We start from the raw sequence: 26,885 nt of genomic DNA, 5'->3' as shown, positions 1-26,885 counted from the left end.
CGGTGCTGGACGCCCTTCGCTCGCCACGCCTGTCCGCATCGCCCACCCGGAGATCGAGCCCCTGGTCAGCAGGCGCAGCGTCGCGCTCGCCGAGGCATTCGGGAAACCCGCCAACCTCTGTGCAAGGAGCACGCCGTGACAACGATGAGCCCCCATGCAGTTCGTTCATGACACCCCCCACTCAAGGGTGGTCTTCGGTGCCGGCAGGCGGCTGGAGCTCGGCACCGAGCTGGCCCGGCTCGGGCTGACCCGGCCGCTTGTGGTCAGCGACCCCTCCTTGAAGACCGGCCAGGAGCTGTCCGACCTGCTCGCACCGCTGCTGGTCGGTCGCTTCGACGAAGCAGCCATGCACGTTCCCGCGGACGTGGCCGCGCGGGCGGTGGACACTGCACGCGCCGCCGCGGCCGACTCCGTCGTGGTGGTGGGGGGCGGCTCGGCGATCGGGACCGCGAAAGCGGTCGCGAAGGACACACACCTGCCGATCCTCGCCGTACCCACCACGTACGCCGGGTCGGAGATGACGCCGATCTGGGGTATCACCCACAACCAGCGCAAGACCACCGGGCACGACCCGCACGTCCTGCCCCGGGTCGTCATCTACGACCCAGAGCTCACCGTGTCGCTCCCGCCCGCGCTCACGGCCGCGAGCGGCATGAACGCGCTGGCGCATCTCGCCGAGGGCCTCTACGCCCCGCAGATATCTCCCTTGACCCGGCTCACCGCGCAGGAAGGGATCCGGGCGCTCGCTGCGGGCCTGCCCAAGGCGGTGGCGGACCCGGCGGACATCGACGCCCGCGCCGAGGTGGCCTACGGCGCCTGGCTCGCCGGCTGGACTCTCGGCACCACCGGGATGGGCATCCACCATAAGATCTGCCACACCCTCGGCGGCACCTACGACCTGCCGCATGCTCCGTCCCACTCCGCGGTCATCCCCTACGCCCTGGCCGCCAACGCGCACGCCGCGCCGACGGCGATGGCGGCCATCGAGGCGGCGTTCCGGGCGGCCGGCCGCGACATCGACCACGCGGCGGGTGCGATATGGGACCTGCGGAACGAGATCGGGGCCACGCAGTCCCTGTCCGTGCTCGGCTTCCCGGCCCAGGAGATCGACGTGGCCGCCACCATCGTCGTCCAAGGCCGTCCGGTCAACCCGCGCACGGTCGATCACGCCTGCGCCCGCACGGTTCTTGCCGCCTCCTACGCCGGTGACCGTCCCGCCGCCTTCCTTCCCTGACCGAAAGAGATGACCATGGACAAGATGGCCGAGGACGACCTGACCGACCAGGTCCTCTCCCGACTTGAGGCGACCCCCGACCCACGGCTTCGCGAGGTGATGTCCGCCCTGGTCCGCCACCTTCACGCCTTCGCCAAACAGGTGCGGCTCACCGACCAGGAATGGCTCTCCGGCATCCGCTTTCTCACCGCGGCCGGGCATATCACCGACGACGCACGGCAGGAGTTCATCCTCCTGTCGGACACTTTGGGGCTGTCCTCGCTGGTGGACCTGATCAACCACTCCGACGTCGAGTCGTTCGCGACCGAGCCCACCATCCTGGGCCCGTTCTACGTACCGGGCTCACCGCACCGCGACTTCGGCGCCTGCATGGTCGAGTACGACGACGGCGGCCAGCCCGCGCTGCTCAAGGGAACCGTGCGGGACGAGAACGGACAGCCCATCCCGGGCGCGAGCCTGGATGTGTGGCAGAACGCCGCCACAGGCTTCTACGCCGTGCAGCAGCCCAGCCTCCAACCACCGACGAACCTGCGCGGCGTCTACCGCACCGACAAACACGGCCGCTACGAGATCCGCACCGTTCGGCCGGTGCCCTATCCCATTCCCGCCGACGGGCCCGTCGGCGGGCTGCTGGCCGACACCGGACGCCACCCGTGGCGGGCGGCGCACATCCACGCCAGGATCTCGGCCGCCGGCTTCGACCCACTGACCACCCACGTCTTCGACCGCGACAGCGAATACCTGGACTCCGACTCCGTCTTCGGCGTCAAGGAGTCGCTGATCCGCGACTTCGTGCCTGGCGAGGACGGCCTCCTGCACTGCGAGAACGACTTCGTCCTGTGCCGAGCAGGAGAGTCCGCCGCATAGGGAGACGGGACGATGCCCCATCCCGCCAAGAACCTCGTCGAGGCCGCCCAGATGTACCCCGACCGGGCGGCGGTCCGGCTCGACGACTTCGTGCTGACCCACGCCAAGGGCCACGCGATCGCGATCGGCCACCCGCTCGGCGCGAGCGGCGACCGCATCCTCGGCACGCTGGCCAAGGTGCTCCACGAACGCAACGAGCCATGGGGGGCGGTCGACGCGTGAGCAGAGCCGAGATCTGCGACACGGTCGACAAGGCGGTCGCCGGCATCGAAGACGGCAGCACCGTCCTGATCGGCGGGTTCGGCCTGGCCGGGATGCCGTTCGACCTCATCGACGCACTGATCCGTCAGGGCGCCAAAGACCTGACCATCGTGTCCAACAACGCCGGCAACGGCGAGGTGGGCCTGGCGGCGCTGCTGAAGACGCGCCGGGTGCGGAAGGTGATCTGCTCCTTCCCCCGGCAAAGCGACTCCTACGTCTTCGACGAGCTCTACCGGTCCGGGAGCATCGAACTCGAGGTGGTCCCGCAGGGCACCCTCGCCGAGCGGATACGCGCAGCCGGCGCCGGCATCGGCGCGTTCTACTGCCCGACGACCGTCGGGACGCCGCTGGCCAAGGGCAAGGAGACCCGAGCAATCGACGGGCGTGACCACGTGCTCGAATACCCGATCAAGGGTGACGTCGCGCTGATCAGCGCCCACCGCGCCGACGAGATGGGCAACCTGGTCTACCGCAAGACTGCCCGCAACTTCGGGCCGGTGATGGCGACCGCAGCGGCGACCACGATCGTCCAAGTCGCAGAGGTGGTACCGACGGGCGACCTCGATCCTGAGGCAGTCGTCACGCCGAGCATCTACGTCGACCGCGTCGTGCAGGTCGAGGCTCGTCACTACATCGTGCAGGGCGCGCTGACATGGCACTGAGCCCCGACGCGCTTGCCGCCATCGTCGCTCGTGACATCCCGGCCGACTCCTACGTCAACCTCGGCATCGGTCAGCCCACGAAGGTGGCCGATCACCTACCCGTGAACTCGGGTGTGGCGCTGCACACCGAGAACGGCATGCTCCACATGGGCCCCGCCGCGACCGGCGACCAGATCGACCCGGACCTGACGAACGCGGGCAAGGTTCCCGTCACCGAGCTGTCCGGGGCGTCGTACTTCCACCACGCCGACTCGTTCGCGATGATGCGCGGCGGCCACCTCGACGTCTGCGTGCTCGGCGCCTTCCAGGTCTCCGCGACAGGCGACCTGGCCAACTGGCACACCGGCGCGCCGGACGCGATCCCGGCCGTGGGCGGGGCGATGGACCTCGCCATCGGTGCCAGGCACGTCTTCGTGATGATGACCCTGTTCGACAAGCAGGGCCGGCCCAAGCTGGTCCCGGAGTGCACCTTCCCGCTGACTGGCGTCGGCTGCGTCAGCCGGGTCTACACCGACCTCGCCGTCTTCGACGTCGGACAGCAAGGTGTGTTCGTGCGGGAGACATTCGACATCGGCGTCGATGATCTCCGTGCCCGCATGGACGTACCGCTCACCGTGCTGCCGGTCGTCGACCAACGTCCGCGCGGCGCACGCGGTGATGCACCGCCGTCGGACGAAGCTTAGACCGTGTCCTACATGGTCAGTTTGAGGAACCGCTTGTAGCAGCAGAGGGCGGATGCCATCCCGAGAAAGGCCAGGTAGTTGCGGGGGTGGCGCTCGTAGCGGTGGTTGAGTCTGCGGTAGCCGGTCAGCCAGGACAGGGTGCGTTCGATGACCCACCTGCGTCGGCCGAGTCGCTCGCTGGAGTCGATGCCTTTGCGGGCGGTGCGGACGCCGATGTGTTTGCCCCATAGCCATCGCCGCAGGTGAGGGATGTCGCATGCCTTGTCTGCATGGAGGCGCACGTGTGACGGGTCAGTGATCTTCAGGGAGTGCGGTTGCTTTGGTCTGGTGTCCAGTCTTTGGGGTGGGACTCGGGATGGCTGGAGTGGCTGCGTCCGGGGGTGATGGGCGCGGCTTGGCGGGGTGTTCGGTTTGGCTGTTCGGGTAGTTGGCCTGTGGTTCTGTAGTCGTATGGGAATGATCTCGGTTTTCCTGTAGGTGCGGTGGTGCGTCCAGTGGTAACTGCTCCATCTGAGCTACAGTCCCGCATGGGCATCGCAGACACATCCATCGCGGCCGCTTCAGCCGCATTCAGCGGACTCGCTGCATTCGGCGCTTGGAAGGCCTCACGTCAGGCGAACGACACCGCGGCATCTGTCGCTCAGATCGAACGGGACCGCTGGCACAATGCGCTGACTCCGCAGCTTCGGCTGAAACTTGAGCAGTCGGACGGGCTGCTCTACGTCCGTTTCGATGGTCCGGCCCACCTGGGCCGGCTGAGCATACGACTGATCATTCGGGACGACTTCGACCGTTCCCGGGTGCCCAGCCTCGCTGGCGGCCCGACGCCGGACGAGATCGCACAGGTCGTCTGGGGTCCCTACCGATTCCGGCCCGGAATCGACGGTGCCGACCAACTCGGTCGGACCGTCACGCCGTTTCCGCTGGAAGCAGGCGACCGTACTCGGCTCGCCCTTGACCCTTCCGCAAAGCCGGCTTGGTACGAAGGTGTTGATGGTGAGGAACGCTGGCGGCGGCAGTACCAGAACGCGACGATCAGGCTGTGGGCCGACTGCGAAGCCGAGGGGCACAAACCTTGGCGGCTCAGCTTCGGTGTCACTCAGGACGGCCGATGGGCGCAGACAGGCCGCACCGTCGGCAGCTGAGGCTGTATGGCGCGAGTCGACCCCCTGCAGCCTGGTCGGTGATGCTGCTGGTCAGTGGCGTGTGTGGGTGAGGAAGACGCGGAGTGGGTCGTTCGCGCTGGGGGCCAGGCGCTCGAGGTCCAACCGGTGGGCGATGAGGGTGAGGGCGTCGTTGGTGGTGTGGTGGTGCCGGTTCGGCTGGGTGGCGAGTGCGCGGGCGAGGGCGACGGTTTCCGGGTAGGTGACCAGGTCGCGGGCCAGGAGTGCGGGGGAGGCGCTGCCCGCCGTGGTCAGGTAGGGGTTGGTCGCGCAGAGCTGGGTCAGGCGGGTGTGCCAGCGGTGGGTGAGGTGTTGCTGGTGGTCGTACCAGCGTGTGGTGATGGCGCGCGCGGCGGTCCAGGCGGTGGCGGCGCGGGGGTGTCGTAGGAGGCGCTGGTGGGCGTGGTGCGCCGTGGCGAGTTCGGGCACGCCTTGGGTGTGGACGGTGGTGGTGAGTCGTGGGTCGGGGGCGGCTTGGTGGTGGCGCGGGCACACCAGACGGTGTGGTGGCCGATGAACCCAGGCGGTGTCGGTGGTGTCGTGGCTGCGGTGGCGGGTGCACAGGGTGCAGGCGCGGACGGGCTGCTGCTCGGCTTCGAGCCGTTTCCAGTGTGCGGCGGCAGCGATGTGGTGGGCGTCGTGGTTGCGGGCGAGGCGGGGCAGGGCGCGCGTCAGGTGGGGGAGTGGGATGCGGACCAGGGCGGCGAGGGGGTGGCAGGCGGCGGGGCTGAGGTGGAGTTCAGCTGTCGGTAGCGTGCCGTGGCCGGTCAGGGTGATGCCGGCGCCGTCGAGGAGCTGGGGCAGCGTCAGCTGGTAGGGGTCGGCGAGGCGTTGGGAGTAAGAGGCGGTCGCTTCGCCGGGCAGTGGCCGTACGCGGAATACGCCCGGTGCTGCTGACGGGGTCCGCAGCCACGCCCCTGTGGTGACGACGCTGGGCTGTGCGGGGACGGTCGCGGCTCGGGCACGGGCCGGGACGTCTGTCCGGCTCACGGGGCGCTGGTATCCCGGCTCCGGGGCCGGGTGCGGGGTCGGTAGTGCTGTTCAGCGAGGTGATCGAGGCGGATCGCTTCGAGGGTGGTCTTGGTGATGCGTTCGGTGCCGTCGACCAGGGCGGTGATGGCGGCCTGGCGGATGAGGCGGGCAAGGCTGCCGATGCGGCCGGCGGTGCGCTCGTGCAGGTACGGGGCCAGCTTGGGGAGGGTCCCGGGCCGGTGGTGGCGCAGGTCGAGCGCGGCCTCCATCGCCTTGACGAGGTCGCGGAAGGGTTCGCTGTCGCCGAGGCGGGCGGGGAAGGCAGTGTGAGTGGGTGGGGTGGTGTCAGTGGGTTGGGCGTCACTGGTCGTGTTGCGGGGGAGTGGCGTGGTGGGCTGGTTTCTTCCTGTCTGATGCCGTTGCTCCGGCTGTCACGGGGTGACCAAGTCGCTGTCATGTTCTGCGTGTTCGGCGTAGCACACCTGGTTCGTGGCTGACGTGAGGTCGCGTATTCCTGTGCGTGTCGGTATGCCGGCGGTGTGTGGTGGCGGGTATGACTGTTCAACCGTCGTCGCCGTTGCTGTCTTCGGCCCCGGACAGGCCGCGGGGTTCGTCGTCTGTGGCTGCGCGGGCTATGTCGCTCGCTTCTCCCGCGCAGGATCGGGCGTTGGTCCGGCAGGTGGTGGTGCGCCGTCTTCTCGCGTTGGATGAGGCTGGCAGGTTGGAGGCGGTGCATGCGCGGATTGCTGCCGAGTCGGCTGGGGTGTCGGTGCGTACTGTGTGGCGCTGGCTCGCGGTGGCGCGTGAGTCGGGGTGCGTGGTGCCTGTTCCGCGGCGGGGCGGGTTCGTGTTCACGGATGAGTTGTGGGCCCGGTTGTCGGATGTGGGCGGGAACGTCAAGGCTCTGCACCGCTGGATGGAAGAGCATGCCGAGGGGGTCGTGCCCTCGCTGGACACGGGTGTGGTGCCGTCGCTTGCGACGTTGTACCGGGTGGTGCGCGCCGAGCAGCGCGCCGGCCGCGTCCTTGAAGTCTCTCGTCCTTTTCGGATGGATCCGGTGGTGTATGACCGGGCTCTGGCCGAGCTGGCGTTGCCGGGCACGGTGGACGAAACAGGCCGCAGGCCCGAGCCTGACGCCGTAGGTGAGCCCGAGAGCGACGACTTGACCGAGCAGGCAGAGTCGTCGCCGTTCGCGGGCGGTGCGCGCTTGTACGCGCCGGGCGCGCATCTCGTTTCGACGTGCCAACTCGCAGAAGTGACCGAGGCCCTCGCGCACACAGTTGCCGCGCGGGGTGTGCTGTGTGTGTACGGCGACACCGGGCACGGCAAGACGGTCGCCGTCCACCAGGCAGTGCGCCGGCTGCCGCGCCGTGTTCCGGTACGCCGTGCGCTGGTGGCGGTGAAACCGGCTCTGCCGCAGCTGCGTGCCGCGCTGCTCGCCGCTTTCGGCCTGCCCGGCAAAGCGTTGACGAGCCGCACGGATGCGGCTGATCGTGTCCTCCTGGAGGCTCTGTCGGCCCCGGGAGTGCTGGTCATCGATGACGTCCAGCGTATCGCCGCGCCCGAACTGGACTACCTCCGCCTGCTCGTCGACGCCCCCACCACCCAGACCTCCTTCGTGCTGTGCGGTGCCGGAGCGGAGCGCACCTTGGCACGTGCGCCTGCGCTGGCCTCACGCATCCTGACCTGGCAGCACACCTCACGCCTCGAAGCCGCGTCGGTTCCCGGGGTGCTGCGCCTGTTCCACCCGCTGTGGCATACCGCCACCGACGCCGATCTGCTGCATGCGGATGAGACGTGCGCGCGGGGCAACTTCCGTACCTGGGCGAAGATCACCTCTCACGCGTACGCGTCCCTGAGCCGCTGCCCCGAGACCACAGCCGATCGCGCGCTGCTGACCTGGGCCTGCTCCCGCCTCGGCCCCGCCGCCCCCTGACCGGCCACTTTCCACGGGCAGGTATGCCAATGAGCACGATCACCCCTGATGACAGCGCCCCGCAGGAACCGTCACCGCCCCGGGCCGAGCCTGCGCTTGATGCGGTGTCGTTGACCGCGCTGCGAGCCCCGGCCGTTCGCCGTCTGCTCGCCCTGCGTGCCGAGTGCAGGCTCACCCGTGCTCACGTCCGAACCACGGCGCAGTGTCTTGACGTCTCGGACCGGACCGTGTGGCGCTGGCTGGCGGCTGCCGCCGCACAGCCGGAGACCGCCGCCCGCCCCGGCGCCCGCCACAGCGACCGGTTCGAGATCACAGACGAGGTTCGGGTGTTGTTGGCGTACTGGCACGGCAATGCCTCCGCGGTCCACCGCGAGCTCGTCGCCCGCGCCCGCACAACCGCCGGAACGAAACCGCCGGAGCCCGGCACCGCTGCCGCCGAACCGGGCTCGCCGCCCGCCGCGTTCCTTCCTGGCGGTGCGCCCGTGGCCGCTGTCCCGCTGTTGGATCCGGTGCCGTCGCTGTCGACGTTCCTGCGTGCGGTGCGCCGGGATCTGACGGCGGGGGAGCGGGCCGGCTACCGCAAGGGACCGGAGGCGGCCCGGGCACTGGATGTGTTCGGCAAGCGTCCCCGTGCTTGGCGTAACCATGCCTGGGAGGCTGATCACGTCCAGGCCCCGCTGCGGGTGGAGGCCGACGGCGAGCTGGTCCGCCCGTACGTCACGTGGTTTATCGACTGCGCGACCAAAGCTGTCACCGGCCTCGCCGTCACCCCCGGCTGTCCGACGCGTGCATCGATCCTGGCCGCGCTGCGCTCGGCGGTCCTGCGCTCCGACCCCTACGGGCCGTTCGGCGGCCGGCCCGAGCAGGTACGGATCGACCGGGGCAAGGACTTCCTCTCCCGCACGGTCACCGCGGCTTTCGAAGCCCTCGGTACCACCGTCGATGACCTGCCGCCCTACAGCCCCCACCTGAAAGGCAGCATCGAGAACCTGAACCGCTGCGCCACGCGGATGCTGTTCGCCGCTCTGCCCGGCTACATCCCGAAGAAGCCGCGCCGCCGCCCCGACCAAGGTTCCGCGACGCCGCCCATGTCGTTCCACGACTTCACCGACCAACTGCTGGCCTGGGTGACGTGGTGGAACACCGAACACCACCCCGACGCCCTGAACGGAGCCACCCCGCTTCAGGCGTGGCAGGCCGACCCGACCCCGCTCAACGACATCCCGCCGACGGACGTCTGGTCCTTCACGCTCGAGGACGATGGCCGCCTGCGCGCCATCACCAGCCACGGCGTGCGCTTCCAGGGCCGCGACTACATCGCCGGCTGGATGACCGGACAGGCCGGCCGCGACGTCACGGTGCGCTTCATGCCCCACCACGACCATGAGATCGAGGTCTGCGACGGAAGCGGCCGTCACCTGGGCACCGCACACCTGGCCGACGCCGCCACCCCCGAACAGCTGTCCGCGCTGCGCCAGGCCCGCTCCCGGCGGGCCCGCCGCTTGCGGGCCGAGGCCAAGGCGGCCGAGAAACTGCGCCGCGACCGGTTCGCTCCCGCCACCGTCCCCCAGAAGGCCCGCCGGCTCGACGCACTCACAAGCTCGCGGGCCGAGACCGAACTCGCCAGGGACGCAGCCAGGGACCTGTCCGAGCTGGCGCTGCCCGATCTGATCCCGCCCGCCGCGCCACCCGCGCACTGGCGTACCCCGCCGGCTCTGGCCGTGCCCCAGCCCGCCCCCACCTCCTTTGATGCGCCCGCAACCGAACCGCCCGCGCCGCCCAGCCACTCCGACGGGAGGAAGCCGTGACCGTCACCGCCTACCAGTACGTGGATCTGCCGGATGCCCAGGTCGTCACTACCCGGGCCCTGCTCAGGGCCTGGGAGAATCTCACCGACACCGTCGAGGCGCGCGCCATGATGTGCATCCACGGCGGTGCCGGCTTCGGCAAGACCGTCGCTGTTAACTTCTGCCTCCACGAACTCGAACCGCACGAGGACGTGCGCCGCGTCGCCTTCCGCGCCCGCCCCACGGCCCGCGCGGTGCGCTACGAACTCTTCGCCGCGCTCGACCTGCCCGGCCACCCGCCGCGCCACCCCAGCGAATTCGACCGCCTGTTGAAGAACGCCCTGGCGGAACGCCCCCGCACCCTCCTCGTCGACGAGGCCCAATGGCTCAACGGCGAGGCGTTCGAATACTTCCGCTACCTGTGGGACGAACCCGCCACCCAGCTCGCGATCATCTTCGTCGGCGGCGAAGGCTGCCACACCGTGCTGCGCCGCGAACCGATGCTGTCCTCCCGCATCTTCATCTGGCAGCACTTCACCCGCCTTGCCGAGGACGAAGTCCGGCAGGTGATCCCGTTGTTCCACCCCGTCTGGGCCGACGCCGATCCCGACGACATCGACTTCGCCGACCGCCACGCCGCCCACGGAAACTTCCGGGCCTGGGCCCAGCTGACCGCCCATGCCCGTATCGGCCTGAAGCGCACCGGCCGCACCCGCGTCGACCGGGATCTTCTGCGCTGGGTCTTCAGCCGCCTGGGGTAACCACCATGCCGCGAATTCCGCTACCGAGAGACGTCCACGCTGATGCGTCGCGGCCCACCACCGTCACCCTCTTCCTTGAGCCACGCGACGACGTGATCCATGCCCATGGCGCTCCGGCCGCTTATGGCCCTTCGCCCGGCCGCACCGCCGCCCCGCACCCTGTCGCCCCGTCCCCGTCCTGTTCCTTAAAGGAAGGCCGCCCGGTGCGCCGCACACCGCCGCCTCCCCTCACTGTCATCCTCGATCCCGAGGACGACGCCGCGTATGTCCGCACCGCGCTGGCCGCGCACGATCCGGCCGTCGGCAGCGTCACCCTCCACCCCTCCCCCGGCACCGCCGGCGAGATCTACCTTGCCCACGACCTGCTGGCCGCGCTCGGCAAACCCCCGCTACTCCCGGGCAGGTTCACCCCCGGCACAGATCCCTCCTGGCACGCGGTGACCGCCTGGTTCTGCGCCATCCCCATCACCCGGCTCACCGTCCTGCGCGCCCACCTGCTCACCCACCAGCGCCTTGAGCGACTGCTGGATCTGCGCGAGGCAACCGGGCTGCACCTGAACCTGGTCTGCCACCGTCCCCGCCTGCCGGCCACCCTGCAGCGGACCCTGCGCGTCTCGCACACTATTACCGGCGGGCTCCACGCCGCCCGGACAAACTTCGGCCCGCCCGCCGAGGCCCCGCCCGCACCCTCCCACCGGACGGCGAACCGCTGGATCACACTGCCGGCCCTCGAGCGGTTCGACTCTCTCGACAGTTCCAGCCACTGCATCGGCACCTGTATCCCGCCCATGATCAAATGGAGACACCGGCCCAAGCCCCGACCACGCACCGAGGCCACCCTGAGGGAGATCACCCGCAGGATCCAGATCCGCACCGCCCACCCGCGCCTGGCCGCCACACTCGCCGCAGCGGTGTTCACCGCAGCTGCCGCCCACCAACTCGCCACCGCACGCCTTGAGGACTACGACGAGCAGGCCGCCACCCTCGCCCTCCACGACCCCGCCCGGACCGTCGACGACTGCGCCACCCATCCCGTCCCCGCCTGGGCCCACGTCTTCCTGCGCGCCGCCGCCTGCATGGCCCGCCTCGAACGCACCCAAGGCCGCCGGATACTGGCCCAACCGGACGACTACCAAAACCTCATGAGCTTCGCCGAAGACACACGGCTGCGACCACCACAGCCGCCCAGCAGCCAGCGCGTGACAACAGATGTCGACTGGTGGTGGAGGGAACTGCAGGAGATCGAACAACTCGACGCGATGCTTGCCCGAGACAGGGGCCGGTCCCCGCGCTGGAGCCCACGCTGACGGAAGATCTCACCGGCGTTAGGCGCAACGCTCTGACCTGCGCGCTTAACTACCGGTGAGAAGGGCCACCAGTGACCGGCTTTCGCTGGGAAGCGCTCAACCTTCGCACCACGACATCGGCGAGATGGACTTGTGTATGCAGGCCTTCGACATGAAGGATCCCGTCGCGGCAAAACCGCGCCTGAGGTTCGACGGCGACCGCAACACGCCTTCCTGGCGCGCCCGCCAGGAAGGCGCCAAATACCTCGCGGCCGGCGCCTTCCTCGCCCTGCGGAACGTTGCCGCTCACGAGGATGAGGTGACCTGGACCGAACAGGAAGCGTTGGAGCACCTGGCGACCTTGAGCGTCCTCGCCCGCTGGATCGAACAGTGCACTCCTCGGAGCGCGCCACTTGAGAGCTGGAGCGGATCTGCCGGTATGGACAGGAAACCGTACACAGAGCACTGCCGCGGGACGTCTTCGACCACGGTCAACAGTTCGATGCTTCCGTCGTGACCATTCCCGCGCCGCTGCCCCACGTACTACAGCGGTGCTTGACAGCGCTGCGGGCCTTCTCGACCGGGGCTGCAGCTCGCACTGGTCCTCCCGGCCCCACCCCTGTTGGCACTGCGGTAAGCCGACGAACCTTGTCAACGACCGCGGAGCACCCAGCCACAAAGTTCTGAGCTGGACGCCGCCCTGTAGACGGTGGACCGCTGTAGAGCGACGCCATCGCCCAGCTTGATGCCGACTCCAGTAGTTCCACAGGCGGTTGTGGAGTCAGCCCAGGCATGGCCCCGGGAGCCATGCTCCATAAATCGAATAAGTGATCTACTTTCGCGAAAGTTGGGACACAGAGTGATGCAGTGGCCCAACATGCCGGTATGGACGGGAATGAGCCCACTTTCTTTGATCGGCGTCCTGCTGCGTCGGGAGCACTCTCGTACGGGAGCCGACTGGTAGTCAGGGATACGACTCATGTGTTGATCGAGGCCATCCCCTTCTTCATCCCCCACAGGAACTCATCGACTGAGCTGTCCATGAAGCTTGTCCGCACAGACAAGCGGACTGGCGAGCAGTGTGAGATGACGCTCAAGTCGGAGGACCTGTACATGCTCAAGAGCCACATCGCCCAAGCGCTATCCGTATCTGAGCAAGACGATGATGGTCAGTACCTCGTGCTCCGAACGGATGGGTTCGGAGCGCAACTGGACGCCTCTGATGACGCCGTCGGCGCGATCGGCAGTGCTCTGGAAAACCGCCGGTTCGCTGCCCAACTCGCCCACCAGGTGAGCCCCGAGACCTTGGCCAAAGCATTTTCAGCTGCCGTCAGGATCGGTGAGCTGAGAGCCGCCGTCACCGAACTGCAAGAGCACCTTGCGGAGGGGCGCAATCGAGAGGACGTCTACCAGGACTGGTGTGAGCGCCATTCCTGGGCCTTCGGCAACGCATATGTTGCTCGCGACGACCAACGAGTCATCGGAATCGGCGACCACGTCGATCTTCTGATGAAGTCCACCGCCAGCGGGTTGCGTGATGTGTACGAGCTGAAGCGCCCGGACAAGGACGTAATCCTGTACGACGACACGCACCAGAACTGGTATTGGTCATCGCATACCGCGAAGGCGATCGGGCAGTGTCACCGCTACCTCGATACCTTGCATCGCGCTGCGGAGTTCGGTCTGCAACCTGCGCGGCCCGACATCGTCGCCTACCACCCGCGTGCCGTCGTCATCATCGGGCGGTCGCACAACTGGGAGGAGACGCAACTGCGCGCTCTGCACGGGCTCAACAGCAGGATGCACGGGATCACCGTCATGACCTATGACCAGCTCCTTTCCCAATGTCACGCGCTGCTAAGTCACGTCACCGCTATCGATGAGAATGCCGAGGTCCAGCCGAGTCAGTTGACTGCTTAGCTCTTTCTTCGCACGTGGGAGCTGGTGAGACCGGACAGGGGAAACGTCCGCCCATGATCTGCGTGCCAGACCGGTTCAACATTCCCCTAAACGCCATAGCGGCAAGGTGACGATGTCCCGGCCTCTTGCCAGCCGACCGCCGACTTTCACGCCCACTCCACTCCCAGCTCGGTCAGAGCGGCCCGCTGCTCCTGTGCGAGCTTGTCGCGGCGGGTCTTGGTATTGGAGATCCACACGCCCAGCTTCACGGTCACCGGTTCAGCCTCACCGTCGACCGTGATCTGCTCACTGTGCCCCCTTGGCACCGGCCGGTCCGCGCCCTCCCGCTCCACCCACTGCGCGAGTGCCGCCAGGCCGCGCTGGAAGGCCGCTGATGCCTTCCCTGCACTCTTGGCCGCCGGGACCAGTGCGGGCCGCTCAGCGGGCGTCACGCCCAGCGCGGACAGCCGCCGCTGCTGCTCCTCGGACAGCTGCGCCCAGTTGGTCGCCTTCCGCTGTCGTGCCAGCCACTTGCCCAGGTCATCACCCTCGAACAGCACACCCGGCTGGATGTCGGGGAGGCTGCCGTCGGCGTCGACCAGGTCGGCGAGCACGCGGTAGTGCCGCTGCCAGTCCAGCGGCCACGGGCAGTCCCAGTCCGGGTCGATCGCCGTCAGCTGCTGCGCGCGCTCCGCTGCCCGCTCAGCGTCCTTCCCGAGACCGCCCTTCCGCCGGAGATTGGCCATATGCTGCCCGACCGGCACCATCGCGTCGCCCTCGCCCCAGACCGCGTCCTGACGCGGGGCCATGTGCCCGGTGGCCCGCCGGTAGGACCGCAGCGCGGCGAGCTTGCTCTCCCACGCCTCCTCGCCCGGCTCCCACACCATTCCGGCCTCCGGCGCTGTCACTACCAGCCAGAGGTGAGGCCTGCGTCGACGACTTGAGAGCCTCTGGCCTGCGGGATCTCGACTAGGGCCGGACAACTCTCTGAAACGTCTGACCTGCTGCTTCTCTGATTTGAGATTCTCTGAGCTGGCACGCCGCAACTTGATCCGGACGCACATCAACTGCTCTCGGACGCGGTATGAAGCAGCGACCGAGAGGCTTTCGGGGTCCTGGGCGGTATGCCGGTGGGCGGGCGAGAGCCTGTGGCCCCTGCCCGACTGCCGGTGGGTGCGAGGGCTTCCCACTTGGCCTTGCTTGCGGCGATGATCGGCTGAGCATGCCGATGGCCGTAAGCGCGGCAGCCCGACGCCTGGGAGACCGTTTCAGTGCCTGACCTGCCTGCCCCGAGCTCGACGGGTGTCCGTATTGCTGGTGACCGCTATCAGTGGCTGGCTGCGTGGCAGGGGTGTGTCGCCGCTGTCCGGGATGCGGCGCTGCGTGCGTCCAACCCGGTGATGGCGGTGGGCGTCGAGGTCGACGACGCGGGGAACTTGGACGACGTCGTCTTGTACCGGCAGGTGCCGCCGCACACCTACATGCAGGTCAAGTACGCCGCGGACAGCTCTACCCCGGTCAACGGTGACTACCTGCTCAAGCTCAGCGATCGCGGCGGCCCGTCGATCCTGCGGAAGATGGCGCAAGCCTGGGAGAAGCTCACCGAGGACGGCACTCCGGTCGATCTCGCGTTGCTGAGCAACCGGTCCCCGGATGCGGAAGACCCGCTGATCTCGCTGAGGGACTCCCGCACTCAGCTTCTGGTTCCGAAGGCGGCGCAGCAGGGCCCGGGCTCGAAGAAGGGGCAGGCACGCAGGCGTTGGGCCGACGGTGCCGGGCTGAGTGAGGACAGGCTGCTGGACTTGCTGAAGGTGCTGCGCTTCGACCTGGCACGAGACGTGATGCACCTGCATGAGCACTTGCAGATGCTGATGTTCGCCGCAGGGCTGCGGTTCAGCGAGGAGGCCATGCACTCCGGCGCGGACTGGGTGGCCCGTCAAGTCGCCGACGGGCAGCGCCGCCTGTCCCTGGCGGATATCAGGGAGGCGATCCGGGCCTTGGGCCTGGAAGCCGGCTCATCGCGTCCGGTGCTGTCCATCGCCACCCTGAAGCCGGATCCCATGGCGGAGGACGCCGACTACGCATTGGACTGGGTGGATCGCTTCGAGGGAGCCTCACCGTATGTGAAGCGGCGTCCGCTGGCCCCGGCCACCTGGGCGCAATTGCAGGCGGACATTGAGGCCGCGCCGTACCGGATGCCGCCGGGCACCACCACGGTCGCTGTCACCGGCAGCCTGCGTCTGGCACCCGCTTTCGTGGTCGGTGCCGCCTTCCGCATGGTGGCCGGCTCCGACCTTGCCGTGGCTCAGCGTGAACAGCTGTGGTCATCCACCGCAGCGTACGACTCTCCGCTGACGCCAGCCGTCGATGAGCACACCCTTGACCTTGGAACGGATCTCGCCGTGGCCGTCGCGGTCGCCACGGACCCCACGCAGGACGTGCTGGACTTTTTGCGCGAGCATCGGGTGCCCGTCTCCCGGCTGCTGGTCTTGCGCCCGCCCGGAGGGGCGAAGGACAACTCCATCCCGGATGCCGCGACGGCCAGCGCGTTGGCCGTCGGTATCCGGGACCTGCTGCGCCGTGCCTGCCGCGGACATCCCGCGATCCACCTCTTCCAGGCCGGCCCTATGGGCCTGGCCCTGCTGCTGGGCAATCGGTGGAACCGGCTGCGCCCCACCACCGTGTACGAGGACGTCAACGCACAGCAGGTGTACGAGAAGGCCTTCGTCATCGACGCATGAGGGCTCGCTAAGAACTCCTATCAAAGTGAGAGTTTCTTCAGTCGGCGCCAGCAGATGATGCCGCAGGCCAGGCTGAGGAAGGCTTCATGGATGTCGTCGCGGATCTCCCAGCGGATGCGTAACCGGCGGAACCAGTGCAGCAGCGCGAAGCTCTGCTCGACGACCCACCGGTGGACGCCCAGACCTGAACCGTGGTCGGTGCCGCGGCGGGCGATGACGGGGGTGATCCCCAGGGCCCGGACCTGCTTGCGGTACTTGTCGGTCGTAGCCGCGGTCGGCGTAGAGCGCGACCGGTCGCTGTCGGGGCCGCCCTCGTCGGCCGCGTACGGGCGGGACGGCCTGGACCAGGGGGACGAGCTGGGTGACGTCGTTGCGGTTTCCGCCGGTCAGCGATACCGCCAGCGGGATGCCGTGCCCTTCGGTGATCAGATGGTGCTTGGAGCCCGGTCGGGCACGGTCGACCGGGCTCGGCCCGGTTTTGGGCCGCCCTTGAGCGCCCTGACGTGCGAGCCGTCGATCACCGCCCTCGACCAGTCCAGCGCGCCGGCGGCGTTCAGTTCAGCCAGGAGCGACTCGTGCAGACGCTGCCAGACACCCGCGTTGTTCCAGTCACGCAGGCGCCGCCAGCAGGTCATGCCGGAACCGAAGCCCAGCTCCTGCGGCAGGAACTCCCACGGAATGCCGGTGTACAGCACGAACAGGATGCCCGACAGCACCTTCCGGTCGTCCAGACGCTTGCGCCCGGGGTGATCCGTGCGGCGCGGCACGACCGGCAGCAACGGCTCGATCCGCGCCCACAGCTCATCCGACACGATCCACGGCAGCTGCTCACCCCTTCTCATGTGCAGGCTAACACCCCATCAGACACCAACATTCCAAGGCGAGTTGCAGCATTCTGTTAGGAGTTCTAAGCCCCTACGGTCCCGCCGCCGGAGGCGTCGTCGTGCCGCGTGCCAAGCGCATGTCATGGTGGAGCCGGGCGAGGCGGTCGCGGGCCGTGAGCCAGCCCAGCGCGACGGCGACCGGCAGCGGGCCGTGGAAGAACAACAGCCCCTCCACCGCAGCGGTCCCGCCCAGACGCTGAGCCCGCTCCCCGGGCTGTCCCTTCGGGGTATGCCCGCCGGAGATGCGAGGAGTGCGTCTTCCCCTGGCCGGCTGTCTCGTCCCCCTGCCGTCAGCCGAGGTTTGCATCGGGCCTGGGCCCGGCCCGGCGGGTCCTCGATGCGAGGCAGCAGCTCAGACGGGGCCCCTCTCACCTGCATCAAGTACGCGGCTCCGATGCGGATGGCCGCTGCCGTAAATGATCAACTAGTCCTGGTGCAGGAGGGTTTGTCAGTGGTGGGTCTTACTGTGGTGAACGAGCAGCCATTGATGCCTGTTTGTGGCCGCCGCGCCCCGGCCCGGGGTCGGCGGCCGCGGCGTGCACCCGGGCTGGACGACGCGCCCGAGGAGGCACACCGCATGGGGATCGACGACGCATTCGACGCGTTCCAGAAGACTGTCAACGAAGACATAGACAAAACCAGACTGGCCCGCGAGCGCAGGGACCTGTTCAAAACCGCGCTGTTGAGCGAGCCGGACGTCGTGGAGACGTTCGGCTCGGGCTCTCTGAGCCGCAGCACGCAGCTCAAGCCCATCCACGACGTCGACGTCGTGATCGTCTACGACCCCGACGAGCACCCCGAGTGGGGGAACGACGGCCCGAGCGCCCAGGACGCCCTCGAGCACGTCCGCACCCAGGTCAACCGGCTGCTGAGCCAGACCAACGGCACCCACGCCAACGAGGTCCGGCACACTCTCGTGCGCAATCACGCAGTCAAGTGCTTCCTGGACGACCCCGAGGACCCGGAGGCCTTCACCGTCGACGTCATGGCCGCCCTGCGCCAGGAGGACGGCTCGCTGCTCATCCCCGAAAAGCTGAACACCCGGTGGGTGCCGGCCAACCCGGAATACCTCATCGGCCAAGTCGCCGATCACCAGCGGGACTGGCCGCACTTCCGGCCTCTGGTCAGGGTCCTCAAACAGTGGCGGCTCACTGCCCCGGTCCAGGGAGGCATCAAGTCTCTCGTCATGGAGGTCCTCGCCCTCAACTGCATGCCCAGGTCCGGCAACCGCTCCCAGGCACTGAAGACGTTCTTCACCGCCGCCGCGGTCCGCGTCCACGAGGGCGTGTGGGACCCGGCGGGCCTGTGCGGTCAGATTCAGCCGGACCTCCACCATGCAGGTCTGTCCGATGCCTTCACCGACGCGGCAGACCTCGCGGAGCGGGCCTGCGCTGCTGCGGCCGAGGGCGACAACGACAACGCGCTGCGGCTGTGGCAGGAGATCTTCGGCGACGACTTCCCTGCCCCTGCCGCCCCGGCCAAGCCCGCCGCACTGATCACCGGGACACCCGCGCTCATCACTGCGCGGCCCATCAAGGACGCACCCCAGGGATGACGGCCGCACACACGCCCGACGACCGCACGCTCACCACCTGGTGGATGTGCGAGCCGCGCCGGCTTCACCGCGACCACGAGGAGATCACCGCCCAGTTCCCCGACCTCTCCTGGAACGAGGCCGGAGCAGGCAGCTGGGAGGGAAGACTGCCCCGCTGGCCCTTCGAGCGGCCTGAGCCCGAGCACCTCACCACCTGGATCGGCGACGAAGGACTCCTCCTCCGCATGGAATACAGCCAGGCCTATCCCATGGTGGCACCCCGGCTCATCCCCGTGGATCCGCTGCCCGAACCGTACGAGTGGACCCAGACCCGCTGGCACGTCAACGGCGACGCCAGCCTGTGCCTCCTGCGCGAGGACGCCCTGTGGACGGGCCGCGACTCGGTAGCCGACCTGCTCCTCAAAGCAGCAGGCTGGCGAGTGGAGTACGCGCTCATGAAGCACCGCGTGATCGAGCAGATGACCGACAACGGCATCGTCGACGACGGCCGCTTCGACCACTACCTCTCGCGGCCTCCAAGCCCGCCCGGCAGCACCGAGCACAGCCATCACGAAAGGAGCGGGCAGGAGGATCCGGCGTGCTGATCCTCATCCCGCAGTCTGCCGCGGCCATCATGCGCTCCTCCGGGCCGTGGGGCCGGCTGTCCCTGCGCATCAACCATCCCGAACGCTTCGCTGTCGTGCGCGGTCTCTCCGAACGCGGCGACGGCATCTTTCCGGTGGAACCGCCGCCCGAGCACCGCCTCCTCGGCAGCTATCCGCCCGTTTCCACCGGCTGGTGGTGCCGCGTCCATGCCGACCTTCACCTGATGTGGCTCGCCCTGAGCGCAAGACGCGGCATGCTCATGAAACTCGACGCCTTCAAGGCAGCCGTGCCCAACGGCTACAAAGCTCCCGGAGATCCTGGTTACTGGGCCATCACCCATGCACCGGGCCTGAAGGAGGCCCATCCCGAGCACAATCTGCCGGACCTCGCCGCCTGGCACGTCACCCGCGAAGGCGCCCAGCCGATCTCCGTGTCGGTCGAGCCCGAGGCCACCGGGATTTGCCAGCTCAAAGACCACTGGCCAGTACGCGAGCTGCAGAACACGCGGATCATGCTGATCGGAGCGGGAAGCATCGGCTCGGCCACCGCACACGCACTCGCCGGCTACGGCATCGGCCATCTCACCCTCGTCGACCCCGACCGGCTCGACTGGCACAACCTCGTCCGCCACACCAGCGCCCGCCGACACATCGGCCGATCCAAGGTCACCGCCCTGGCCGAGGACCTCGCCGCACTGCGCCCCGACACCACGGTCACCCCTTGGGCCCTGGACGTCATCGAGCACGCCGACCAGATCCGGGCCCTCCTCGCGGATACCCACCTCGTCGTATGCACGGCAGACGGCGTGGCCCCGCGCCGCGTCACCGGCCACCTGGCCCGCCGCGCCGGCCTCACCGCAGTGCTCGCGTGCGTCCTGCAGGACGGTGCCCTCGGCGAAGTCCTGCGACTGCGTCCCTGGCCCCAGCACGGATGCCTCACCTGCAGGCGCCAGAGCCTCGCCCAGGCAGGCGGCCTCGACCCCGAGCCCGCCCTGGACGCCAGATACGGCACCGGCACCCGCCACCGGCCGATGACCGCAGTCGGCTCCGACCTTCACCTGGTCGCCCAGCTCGCGGCCAAAACCGCCGTCGCCACCATCCTCGAACGCGCCGGACATCCCGACCAGCGATTGCCGGGAGAGCATGCCCTGCTCGGCCTGCGCCGCCAACCCGACTGGGCCCCGCCCTTCGACCTCGGCCACACCGCCGAGCTGCGCTGGCTGCCCGCCACACCACCGAGATCCGGCTGCCCCACCTGCGAAGCACCATGACCCAGCAGCCTGTCACCACCGTGCACTTCACCGCCCAGGCCTCCCGGATCGTCACCACCGAACTGCGCACGTCCGACCACAGCACGGAGACCGGAGGCATCCTGCTGGGACACCACACTCACGACACCGTCACCGTCCACCACGCCGGAACCCCCGGACCTGCCGCCGTACGCACCCCCACCTACTTCCTCCGTGACCTGGCACACGCCCAGGCACTGGCCGACGAGGCATTCGCGAGGGACGGCAGCGTCTGGGTCGGCGAATGGCACACCCACCCCGCCAGCCGCCCCATCCCCAGCGCTCGCGACGCCGCCACCTACAGGAAACTGCTCAGCGATCCGGAACTGGGCTTCCACAGCGTCATCGCGGTGATCTTCGGTCCCCGGGCAGGCCGTTGGGAGGGCGCAGCCTGGGCATGCCGCCTCGGCCGCATCGAGCCGGTGCAACTGCAGCTCTCCCGCTCTGTCGGATGAGACGCCGAAAACTCGGGTGCTCAGAACGGGGGCGCCAGAGCACGTCACCGTTCACCGGTGGCTGGCCAGCCGCACCGTAGAGCTCTCAGGCGACGGCTGCCTCTGCGGCAGCGCTCTCACCGTCGGCGTCCCGGCCGTCGGCGGCGCCACGGATGCGGGGCCGCCGAACACCCCCGATGGTCCGACGCCGAAGCAGCAGGCTGCCCGCGGCAGCCGCAGCAGCGGGGCCGGTCGTGCACGCTGCACAGGACGGCGCGCCTTACCGGCGCGGTGTCAGTCGTCGTCGGGGTCGTTGCGGCCGACGAACATGTCGTCGAGGGCTTCTTTGGTGATGGCTTCGGTCTCGCCTTCGATGGCTTGCTGGGCGGTCTGGCAGATGAGCTGGTCGAGGGTGTCCATGTAGCCGCCGGTGCGCTCGTGGAGTTCTTCCTCGAGGTCCAGGAGCGATCCGGGCTCGTGATCGTAGAGCCGGAGATTGGAGTCGTAGGCCCGCAGCACGGTGCGCCATCCCTCCTCCTGCCCCGCGTGGAAGGGGATGGGGTTGATCCGCATGACAGGCAGACTGCTGCGGAACTGCTCGGAGGTGCGGGGCCGTTCGCTGCGGCGGCGGTTGTGCAGGCCCTCGTTGACGATGTCGGTGGCGCCGCGACCGCTGTAGATGACCGAGAGGCGCAGGCGGGCCTGGAGGCAGTCGAAGTAGTCGAAGGCACCGGCCAGGTCGCTGTCGTGGATGCGGTCGATTCCGTCGATGAGGAGCAGGGAGGTACGGCTTTCGCGCATGGCGTGGATGACCGGTTCGGTCATGTCGGTGCTGCGGTAGGTCCGCTTGTCGATGTTGACGGTGTGGTCCATGCCGAAGAAGTCCGCGAGCGGCAGGGACCAGTCCATGTTGCTTTCATGTCGCGGAGGGACGTTGATGTAGACGACGGGGGTCCACTCGCTGTCCGGCCTGCGCTCGGTTTCCAGTAGTCCCTGGTAGGCGCGTCCGATCTGGAGCAGCAGCGTGGTCTTGCCGGCACATCCGTCGATGATCATGCTCATGCGTTTTCCGGTGGGGCGGAACCGGTTGGTGCGCAGGGTGCGCCGCGCGTCCTTCAGCCCCTGGGTCACATCGGGGGTGGAGACGGGGATCATCTCTCCGTGGTAGATCATCCGCGGGTCGGTGTCGGTGACCTTCGTGCCCTTGGGGGCGCAGTCCTGCAAGTCCGGCGGCTCGAGTTTGCGGTGCACGAAGTCCATGAACCCCTCTCGCACTGTGAGCAGTTCGGGATCCAGCGGCGACCACCGCGCAGCGAGAGCTGCGGGGGCGGCTGGTTTTGGGGCGGTGCGCGCAGCGTCCATCACGTCTCCTGCGGGTCTTGGCTGGGTGGGGGCCGGTCCTGATCGGGCCGCGGCGCAGGCCGCTCGGACGGATCCGCTGCCAGTTCCCGGAAGATATCGCCGGCTGATCCGCCCAGGCTGTGCGCTCCCGCTGGAGCGGGACGGCGCCGCGGGGGCCGGGGCTGGCCCGGCGACGCCAGCGGGGCGGCGGGTTCGGGCACAGCGGACGGCAGCGCGGCACGGCGGCCCGGGAAGAGGTCCTTGGCATCGACGTTGAGGGACGGTGCGGGCGTCACGCTGCCGGGTTCGGCCCGGGTGATCCCTGCATAAGGGTTGGCCGGTGTTTCGGCGATCTCCAGGGGCTGCGGAACGAACGCGGCCACCGGCTTGACGGAGGTGGAGGTGGGGGATGGGCCGCGCCTTGCGCGGGCCAGGAGATCGTCCACAGCCCGGGCGATTTCTTCCTCGCTGCCCTCCCGGCCGACGAGGCCGGCAACGAGGTCGGCGGCCTTCTCCCACAGGTACTGGGTCCACGAGTCGCGGATCAGGTGCTGGTACTTGAAATCGAAGGGAACCCACGGACTGCGGGCGGGGTCTTTCTCGACCGTGTGGTCATACAGCCACACCCGGCTGGGCTCGTAGGGGTTGTAGTAGACCGGCCAGCGCCGGCCCTGCCCCTTGATGCCGGTGTGCCGGTTCTTGAACTCACGGATGCGATGGCTGACATACGTACGGTTGCCGATCTTGATGCCGTCGCGGGTCACGGTTCGCTTCGCCTGGAGGAGCAGCTTGCGGCTCTCATCCGGTGTGACCGGCCGCGGCACGGCGCCTTCCACGGCCACCGCCGCCGCATACATCTGGTTCGGGGTGAGGACCAGAGAAGGAAGGAAGGGGGAGCGCAGTCCTTCGTGCGGCCGCCGCTGCCATTCGGTGACCACCCACTCGTGCCACAAATCCTGCAGCTCGTTCAGCGTCCACAACCGCTCCTTGTCGACGTCGTTGCCGCGCGTGGCCAGGCTGTTGCCGGTGTAGCCGGCGACGAACTGGGAGAACATGCTCTTGACCGAGGCGTTGGTGCGTTCGATGACTGCCTTGTCGGTGGGGGTGCGCTCCCGGGCGGACTCCACCTCGATGCCCAGCATGCTGCACACGTCCTTGAAGTGCCGGGCCTTGAAGATCTTGGCGTTGTCGACGACCACCGTCTTCGGGCGGATCACCGGCCGCGCCGCGGCACCGGCCATCCGCGGATCGCCGGCCAGCATCTTGGCGTAGGGCAGGTCCGAGTTGGCGGCCAGCGCCTGCGGCGACCAGCCGGGGCGCGCCGCGAGCGGCGCCATCGCCTGGCCCAGCAGCAGCGCGGCATCCAGCGACTTGGTGCCGCGGCCGCCGCGGCGCCGGCTGCCCGGCCCCTTCTTGCGCCCCGAAGTCTTGGGAACGATCATCCCGGCGATGAAGCTGCGGCTCAGAACGTCCAAGGCATAGGTCAACTCCACTGTCACGGGACGCCCGTCGTCGCCGAGCGCCAGGACGTCCAGCCCGGTGCCGTCGATCTCCACGCGCTCGCCCAGCAACGACACTGGCGCCGGATGGTAGGGAGGCTCGGGCAGGGCGGTGGCATCACTGCCCCGCCCGGGCGCCGCCTTCAGCGACTCCGCCGAGATCCCCAGCCGCTTGAGCAGATCGTAGAAGGTGGTGCGGGCCGGCATCAGGGCCCGGTACTCATCCGGGTGCGCGCGGCGCAGCGCCGCGCGCACCCGCTTGTACAGCCGGGAGAAGGTGCCCGCCGACGCGCCGCGCTGGGCTTTGTCCTCCTGCTGGATCAGCGCCACCACCCGCTCGTCGACGTTGCCGTGGACGGTGCTCGTGCGCAGCCACCGCTTGTCGACCAGACCGAGCAGCCCGTGTGCTTCGTAGGCCAGGCATTTGCGCTGCACGGTAGCGGCCGAGCCGGTCAGGCCGGCCGCCTTCAGCTCGGCCGCCTTCAGGGCGTAGCGGGCGGTGCGGGTGGTGGTCGCCGGATCGTAGCCGCGCCGCGCAGCGAAGGCGCCGTCCCGGGCGCCGACAGGGCGGCCGGTCAGCACCTCCCGGACGTGCTCCTCCCAGCGGCGCACGTCCTTCAGCTGTTCTTCATCCAACCGCTCCAGTACGGACAGGTCCGGCACCGCTTCCGGCTCCTGCGCCATCCCGTCGGCCTTCAGCACGGCGAAGTCCGGGGCGGATACAAGGACGCAGAGCACCACCAGCGCGTCCTCGCCGCCGTCGTCCATCGCCGCCAGATGCACGGTGGAACCCTGCAAGGCGCCCACCAGATAGCGGCCGGTCTTCCACCGGACCGTCATTCCCGGCCGGAGCGTCCAGGCCGGCCCGTCCGGGACGTCGACCGGCAGGGAAAGGACGGTGCTCATGCTGCCGCTCCGGCCGCCCACACCAGGCTGTCGGGGGTCAGGGGCTCCTCCCAGCGCGTCGTCAGGTCCTGCGTCCACAGCAAGTTCCAACTGCTGGCACGGCCCTGCCCCGGAGGAAGATCCACCGCATCGGCGCCCCTGCTCAGCGGCAGGGGGCGGGCGAATGCCTCCAGCAGGACGGCCCTGGCGCTGGCGTCGGCGAACTCGTCGTGACGGAACTGCGAGACGATGTACACATTGCGGCGCAGCTGACCGCCCGGGGCTCGGGCGACATCCACCTGCCATCCCGCCTGCGCGGCGGCTGCCTGGGCCACCGACCATTCCTGATCGTCCGGCTCCCTCCCGTCGGGGGAGTGGAGATAGAGCATCTGCTGCCCCTTGGTGGTGCGCGCCATGAACGCCGGGTTCACCACCCCCGCACGCTCACCCTTGCGCCATTCGACCTGCAGCGACGGCGCAGCCAGGTAGACGATGCACGGATCACGGTCAAGGAACATGGCCGCATACGCATGCTCCAGGGACCGGCAGCTGACCTCCTTCTTGGTGGTCGACGACCACCACTGGCGCACCTTCGACTTCCGCCCCTGGTAGGCACGCTGCTCGCACAGCACCGGCCATTTCTCCACCGGAAGCCCGCGCAACGCCCCTGGAGTGCCGAGGCGCTCACGGCCCATGCCGTCGCGATAGCGCACCTGTAAGTCCACCAGCTGCTCCCCTCGTGCCGCGCCGTGCCCTTGCTGCGCGGCAGACCTCCACCAGGCTCCGGGCCTCCTGCGATCTCGTGTGACGCCGTCGGAGGAGTTCACCCGAAAGGATGCAGATGCCTTCGTTCCTTGACGGCGTTTCCCTGATGCCGGAGATCCGCCGGACGTCTGCTCAGCTCGAGGCCAAAGCAGACGTACGCGGCGCGGATGACTACAGAAACAGCCGGTCCATCGAGTTGGGCAGGCGCACCCATGGCAGGCACGTAAGATCCTCCACCGGCGCCAAAGAAGAGGGCAGGACATGACCTGCCACCCTTCGTACCTCGGCGCTTGATGGCAGTTCCCCGCTGAAAAGCTGCGGAATGCCCTGCGTGAGCGGCCGGTGCTGGCGGTGCCAGAGGGTCAGCGGCTCGACGAACCGGTAACCGTGCCGACGCGCTGTCCGCGGCAGCCAGTCCTGGTACTCCATGCCGCCCAGTACGCCGTTCAGGCGGCGCACCTCAAGCCAGGCCAGGTCCCGGGTCAGCAGGGAAAGCCGGCTTAACTGCGCCAGGGGCCGTACCCGCTGCTCGCCCAGCAGCGCCGCGAGGACACCCCACTGCTTCGTCTGCGCTGGGTCCTCGAGATACCCGGAACGCACGAGGACGGAACAGGCGTCCGCGAACACCCACCGTCCGGCAGGACCCAGGCGTTCGCGCACCCGGTTCAGGCGCTGCTGCGCGCGCACGACCTCCGAGAGCTCGCTCAGATCGACGTAGGGGGGATCAGTGCTGCGGGAGTTGTCCGTCCAGCGCCGGTGGCGCAGGCACACCTGCCAGGGGTCGGGAAGGATCAGCCAGGCAGGCGAGCGGGTGCCGCGGCGCGCCGCACACAGAGAGCAGGCCTGCACGATGTAGCCGGCCCGCGCGTCCCAGGGCCACTCCCAGTCGTCCTTGGCGTCCTTGTCCATGAGGAATTCGTCGCGCAGCCCGATCAGACGCTCCTGCATCTCGGCCACGGTGTGGCCGGCCAGAGTGGCCAGCCGCTCGCGCGCGTAGCGGCTGACGTACATCTCGGTGTACTGCGGATCGACGGGCACCGGGCCGGTGCCCATGCTCCGCAGCACCTCTTCCGTAGGGCGGTTGTTACGGGCAGCCAGCCGCGTCACGTACGAGCCGGTGGACTCGCCCTGCAGAAACCGCAGCCGCAGATGCATCCGGCGCCGCCCGAGCCATTGGTCCCGCTTCTCCGCCACGACGGCGCTCCTTCCGGGATGTCCGGCCGCGGCTTCATCTACTGAGGTTTTCAGGGTGGGGTCGGTGGGTCGATAGCCAGGCTGGTGGCGGTGAGGCAGCCGTCGGTGAGGTGGGGTCGGAGTTGGATCCTGCGTAACTCGCGGCGGAGTTTGCGGTCGAGGTCGTGGGGTGTGTCGAAGGCTGTGTTGGCCATGGCCCTGCG

At 68.8% G+C, this 26,885-nt stretch carries 23 protein-coding genes and 4 pseudogenes; 17 read left to right on the top strand and 10 right to left on the bottom strand.

Features of this window, described 5'->3' with window-relative positions:
- The first annotated feature begins 154 nt into the window (after window positions 1-154).
- The 5 genes from AB0L95_RS32720 to AB0L95_RS32700 are packed head-to-tail and all read left to right on the top strand — an operon-like array spanning window position 155 to window position 3,707.
- On the top strand, window positions 155-1,234 hold the full coding sequence (locus tag AB0L95_RS32720; RefSeq protein WP_365167978.1) for a maleylacetate reductase: 1,080 nt from the start codon (window positions 155-157) through the stop codon (window positions 1,232-1,234).
- A gap of 15 nt (window positions 1,235-1,249) precedes the next feature.
- Window positions 1,250-2,101 carry a dioxygenase gene (locus tag AB0L95_RS32715; RefSeq protein ID WP_365167974.1) on the top strand — a complete coding sequence of 284 codons (852 nt, stop codon included), beginning with the start codon at window positions 1,250-1,252 and terminating at the stop codon, window positions 2,099-2,101.
- Between the two features lie 12 nt (window positions 2,102-2,113).
- Window positions 2,114-2,323, top strand: coding sequence for a hypothetical protein (locus AB0L95_RS32710; RefSeq protein WP_365167971.1), 210 nt, complete (start codon window positions 2,114-2,116; stop codon window positions 2,321-2,323).
- Window positions 2,320-3,024 (top strand): 3-oxoacid CoA-transferase subunit A, encoded by a 705-nt coding sequence (locus tag AB0L95_RS32705; protein WP_365167968.1) that lies wholly within the window; start codon window positions 2,320-2,322, stop codon window positions 3,022-3,024. Before AB0L95_RS32710 ends, AB0L95_RS32705 begins: the two co-directional genes overlap by 4 nt.
- Window positions 3,015-3,707, top strand: a complete 693-nt coding sequence (locus tag AB0L95_RS32700; RefSeq protein ID WP_365167966.1) for a 3-oxoacid CoA-transferase subunit B — start codon at window positions 3,015-3,017, stop codon at window positions 3,705-3,707. Before AB0L95_RS32705 ends, AB0L95_RS32700 begins: the two co-directional genes overlap by 10 nt.
- A gap of 8 nt (window positions 3,708-3,715) precedes the next feature.
- On the opposite strand, the pseudogene AB0L95_RS32695 reads toward AB0L95_RS32700, so the two are convergent.
- Window positions 3,716-3,913 (bottom strand): annotated as a pseudogene (locus AB0L95_RS32695) (transposase); the annotation flags it as partial.
- 321 nt (window positions 3,914-4,234) lie between these two features.
- Between AB0L95_RS32695 and AB0L95_RS32690 the strand changes: the two are divergent.
- Window positions 4,235-4,852, top strand: coding sequence for a hypothetical protein (locus AB0L95_RS32690; RefSeq protein ID WP_365167963.1), 618 nt, complete (start codon window positions 4,235-4,237; stop codon window positions 4,850-4,852).
- A 51-nt stretch (window positions 4,853-4,903) separates the two neighbouring features.
- Here the strand turns inward: AB0L95_RS32690 and AB0L95_RS32685 are convergent, their stop codons facing one another.
- Together AB0L95_RS32685 and AB0L95_RS32680 are read right to left on the bottom strand one after the other, a co-directional pair.
- Window positions 4,904-5,860 carry a TniQ family protein gene (locus AB0L95_RS32685; RefSeq protein WP_365167960.1) on the bottom strand — a complete coding sequence of 319 codons (957 nt, stop codon included), beginning with the start codon at window positions 5,858-5,860 and terminating at the stop codon, window positions 4,904-4,906.
- A pseudogene (locus AB0L95_RS32680) lies at window positions 5,857-6,165 on the bottom strand (ATP/GTP-binding protein); the annotation flags it as partial. The pseudogene AB0L95_RS32680 and the gene AB0L95_RS32685, both read right to left, overlap by 4 nt.
- A 344-nt stretch (window positions 6,166-6,509) precedes the next feature.
- On the opposite strand from AB0L95_RS32680, the gene AB0L95_RS32675 reads away from it, so the two are divergent.
- The 6 genes from AB0L95_RS32675 (at window position 6,510) to AB0L95_RS32650 (ending at window position 13,532) form a co-directional block, all read left to right on the top strand.
- Window positions 6,510-7,778, top strand: a complete 1,269-nt coding sequence (locus tag AB0L95_RS32675) for an ATP-binding protein (RefSeq protein WP_365167958.1) — start codon at window positions 6,510-6,512, stop codon at window positions 7,776-7,778.
- 29 nt (window positions 7,779-7,807) lie between these two features.
- Window positions 7,808-9,586, top strand: coding sequence for a Mu transposase C-terminal domain-containing protein (locus AB0L95_RS32670; RefSeq protein ID WP_365167956.1), 1,779 nt, complete (start codon window positions 7,808-7,810; stop codon window positions 9,584-9,586).
- A complete protein-coding gene (locus AB0L95_RS32665; protein WP_365167954.1) occupies window positions 9,583-10,326 on the top strand; it encodes an ATP-binding protein in 744 nt (247 codons plus the stop codon). The genes AB0L95_RS32670 and AB0L95_RS32665 overlap by 4 nt, the downstream gene beginning before the upstream one ends.
- 203 nt (window positions 10,327-10,529) lie before the next feature.
- A complete protein-coding gene (locus tag AB0L95_RS32660; RefSeq protein ID WP_365167952.1) occupies window positions 10,530-11,633 on the top strand; it encodes a hypothetical protein in 1,104 nt (367 codons plus the stop codon).
- Between the two features lie 124 nt (window positions 11,634-11,757).
- Complete coding sequence (locus tag AB0L95_RS32655; protein WP_365168085.1) at window positions 11,758-12,129, top strand: TIGR02391 family protein; 372 nt, start codon at window positions 11,758-11,760, stop codon at window positions 12,127-12,129.
- 467 nt (window positions 12,130-12,596) lie between these two features.
- Window positions 12,597-13,532, top strand: coding sequence for a Shedu anti-phage system protein SduA domain-containing protein (locus AB0L95_RS32650; RefSeq protein WP_365167950.1), 936 nt, complete (start codon window positions 12,597-12,599; stop codon window positions 13,530-13,532).
- 146 nt (window positions 13,533-13,678) lie between these two features.
- Here the strand turns inward: AB0L95_RS32650 and AB0L95_RS32645 are convergent.
- Window positions 13,679-14,422: pseudogene (locus tag AB0L95_RS32645) on the bottom strand (helicase associated domain-containing protein); the annotation flags it as partial.
- 360 nt (window positions 14,423-14,782) lie between these two features.
- Here AB0L95_RS32645 and AB0L95_RS32640 point away from each other — a divergent pair.
- A complete protein-coding gene (locus tag AB0L95_RS32640) occupies window positions 14,783-16,252 on the top strand; it encodes an SAVED domain-containing protein (RefSeq protein ID WP_365167947.1) in 1,470 nt (489 codons plus the stop codon).
- 20 nt (window positions 16,253-16,272) lie between these two features.
- Here the strand turns inward: AB0L95_RS32640 and AB0L95_RS32635 are convergent.
- Both AB0L95_RS32635 and AB0L95_RS32630 read right to left on the bottom strand, forming a co-directional pair.
- A pseudogene (locus tag AB0L95_RS32635) lies at window positions 16,273-17,094 on the bottom strand (IS5 family transposase).
- Window positions 17,095-17,167: 73 nt separating this feature from the next.
- Window positions 17,168-17,311 carry a hypothetical protein gene (locus tag AB0L95_RS32630; RefSeq protein ID WP_358484752.1) on the bottom strand — a complete coding sequence of 48 codons (144 nt, stop codon included), beginning with the start codon at window positions 17,309-17,311 and terminating at the stop codon, window positions 17,168-17,170.
- A gap of 402 nt (window positions 17,312-17,713) precedes the next feature.
- On the opposite strand from AB0L95_RS32630, the gene AB0L95_RS32625 reads away from it, so the two are divergent.
- From AB0L95_RS32625 to AB0L95_RS32610, 4 genes are read left to right on the top strand one after another with little or no spacing between them, the layout of a single operon-like run.
- Window positions 17,714-18,691 carry a hypothetical protein gene (locus AB0L95_RS32625; protein ID WP_365167945.1) on the top strand — a complete coding sequence of 326 codons (978 nt, stop codon included), beginning with the start codon at window positions 17,714-17,716 and terminating at the stop codon, window positions 18,689-18,691.
- Window positions 18,688-19,275: a hypothetical protein gene (locus AB0L95_RS32620; RefSeq protein ID WP_365167943.1), complete on the top strand. Its 588-nt coding sequence runs from the start codon at window positions 18,688-18,690 to the stop codon at window positions 19,273-19,275. The genes AB0L95_RS32625 and AB0L95_RS32620 overlap by 4 nt, the downstream gene beginning before the upstream one ends.
- Window positions 19,269-20,546 carry a ThiF family adenylyltransferase gene (locus AB0L95_RS32615; protein WP_365167940.1) on the top strand — a complete coding sequence of 426 codons (1,278 nt, stop codon included), beginning with the start codon at window positions 19,269-19,271 and terminating at the stop codon, window positions 20,544-20,546. The genes AB0L95_RS32620 and AB0L95_RS32615 overlap by 7 nt, the downstream gene beginning before the upstream one ends.
- On the top strand, window positions 20,543-21,019 hold the full coding sequence (locus AB0L95_RS32610) for a Mov34/MPN/PAD-1 family protein (RefSeq protein ID WP_365167937.1): 477 nt from the start codon (window positions 20,543-20,545) through the stop codon (window positions 21,017-21,019). Before AB0L95_RS32615 ends, AB0L95_RS32610 begins: the two co-directional genes overlap by 4 nt.
- A 273-nt stretch (window positions 21,020-21,292) precedes the next feature.
- On the opposite strand, the gene AB0L95_RS32605 is transcribed toward AB0L95_RS32610, so the two are convergent.
- From AB0L95_RS32605 to AB0L95_RS32590, 4 genes are all read right to left on the bottom strand, one after another.
- Window positions 21,293-22,360 carry an ATP-binding protein gene (locus tag AB0L95_RS32605; RefSeq protein ID WP_365167934.1) on the bottom strand — a complete coding sequence of 356 codons (1,068 nt, stop codon included), beginning with the start codon at window positions 22,358-22,360 and terminating at the stop codon, window positions 21,293-21,295.
- Entirely contained in the window at window positions 22,360-24,606 is a 2,247-nt protein-coding gene (locus AB0L95_RS32600) for a Mu transposase C-terminal domain-containing protein (protein ID WP_365167932.1), read from the bottom strand. The genes AB0L95_RS32605 and AB0L95_RS32600 overlap by 1 nt, the downstream gene beginning before the upstream one ends.
- A gap of 134 nt (window positions 24,607-24,740) precedes the next feature.
- A complete protein-coding gene (locus AB0L95_RS32595; RefSeq protein WP_365167929.1) occupies window positions 24,741-25,448 on the bottom strand; it encodes a hypothetical protein in 708 nt (235 codons plus the stop codon).
- A 211-nt stretch (window positions 25,449-25,659) separates the two neighbouring features.
- Window positions 25,660-26,682: a TniQ family protein gene (locus tag AB0L95_RS32590; RefSeq protein ID WP_365167927.1), complete on the bottom strand. Its 1,023-nt coding sequence runs from the start codon at window positions 26,680-26,682 to the stop codon at window positions 25,660-25,662.
- Window positions 26,683-26,885: the final 203 nt, after the last annotated feature.

The organism is Streptomyces sp. NPDC052036 (genome assembly GCF_040680495.1).
Taxonomy (GTDB): Bacteria; Actinomycetota; Actinomycetes; order Streptomycetales; family Streptomycetaceae; genus Streptomyces.
Note: the sequence above shows the minus strand (reverse complement) of the source record. Positions and strands in the feature narration are given on the sequence as shown.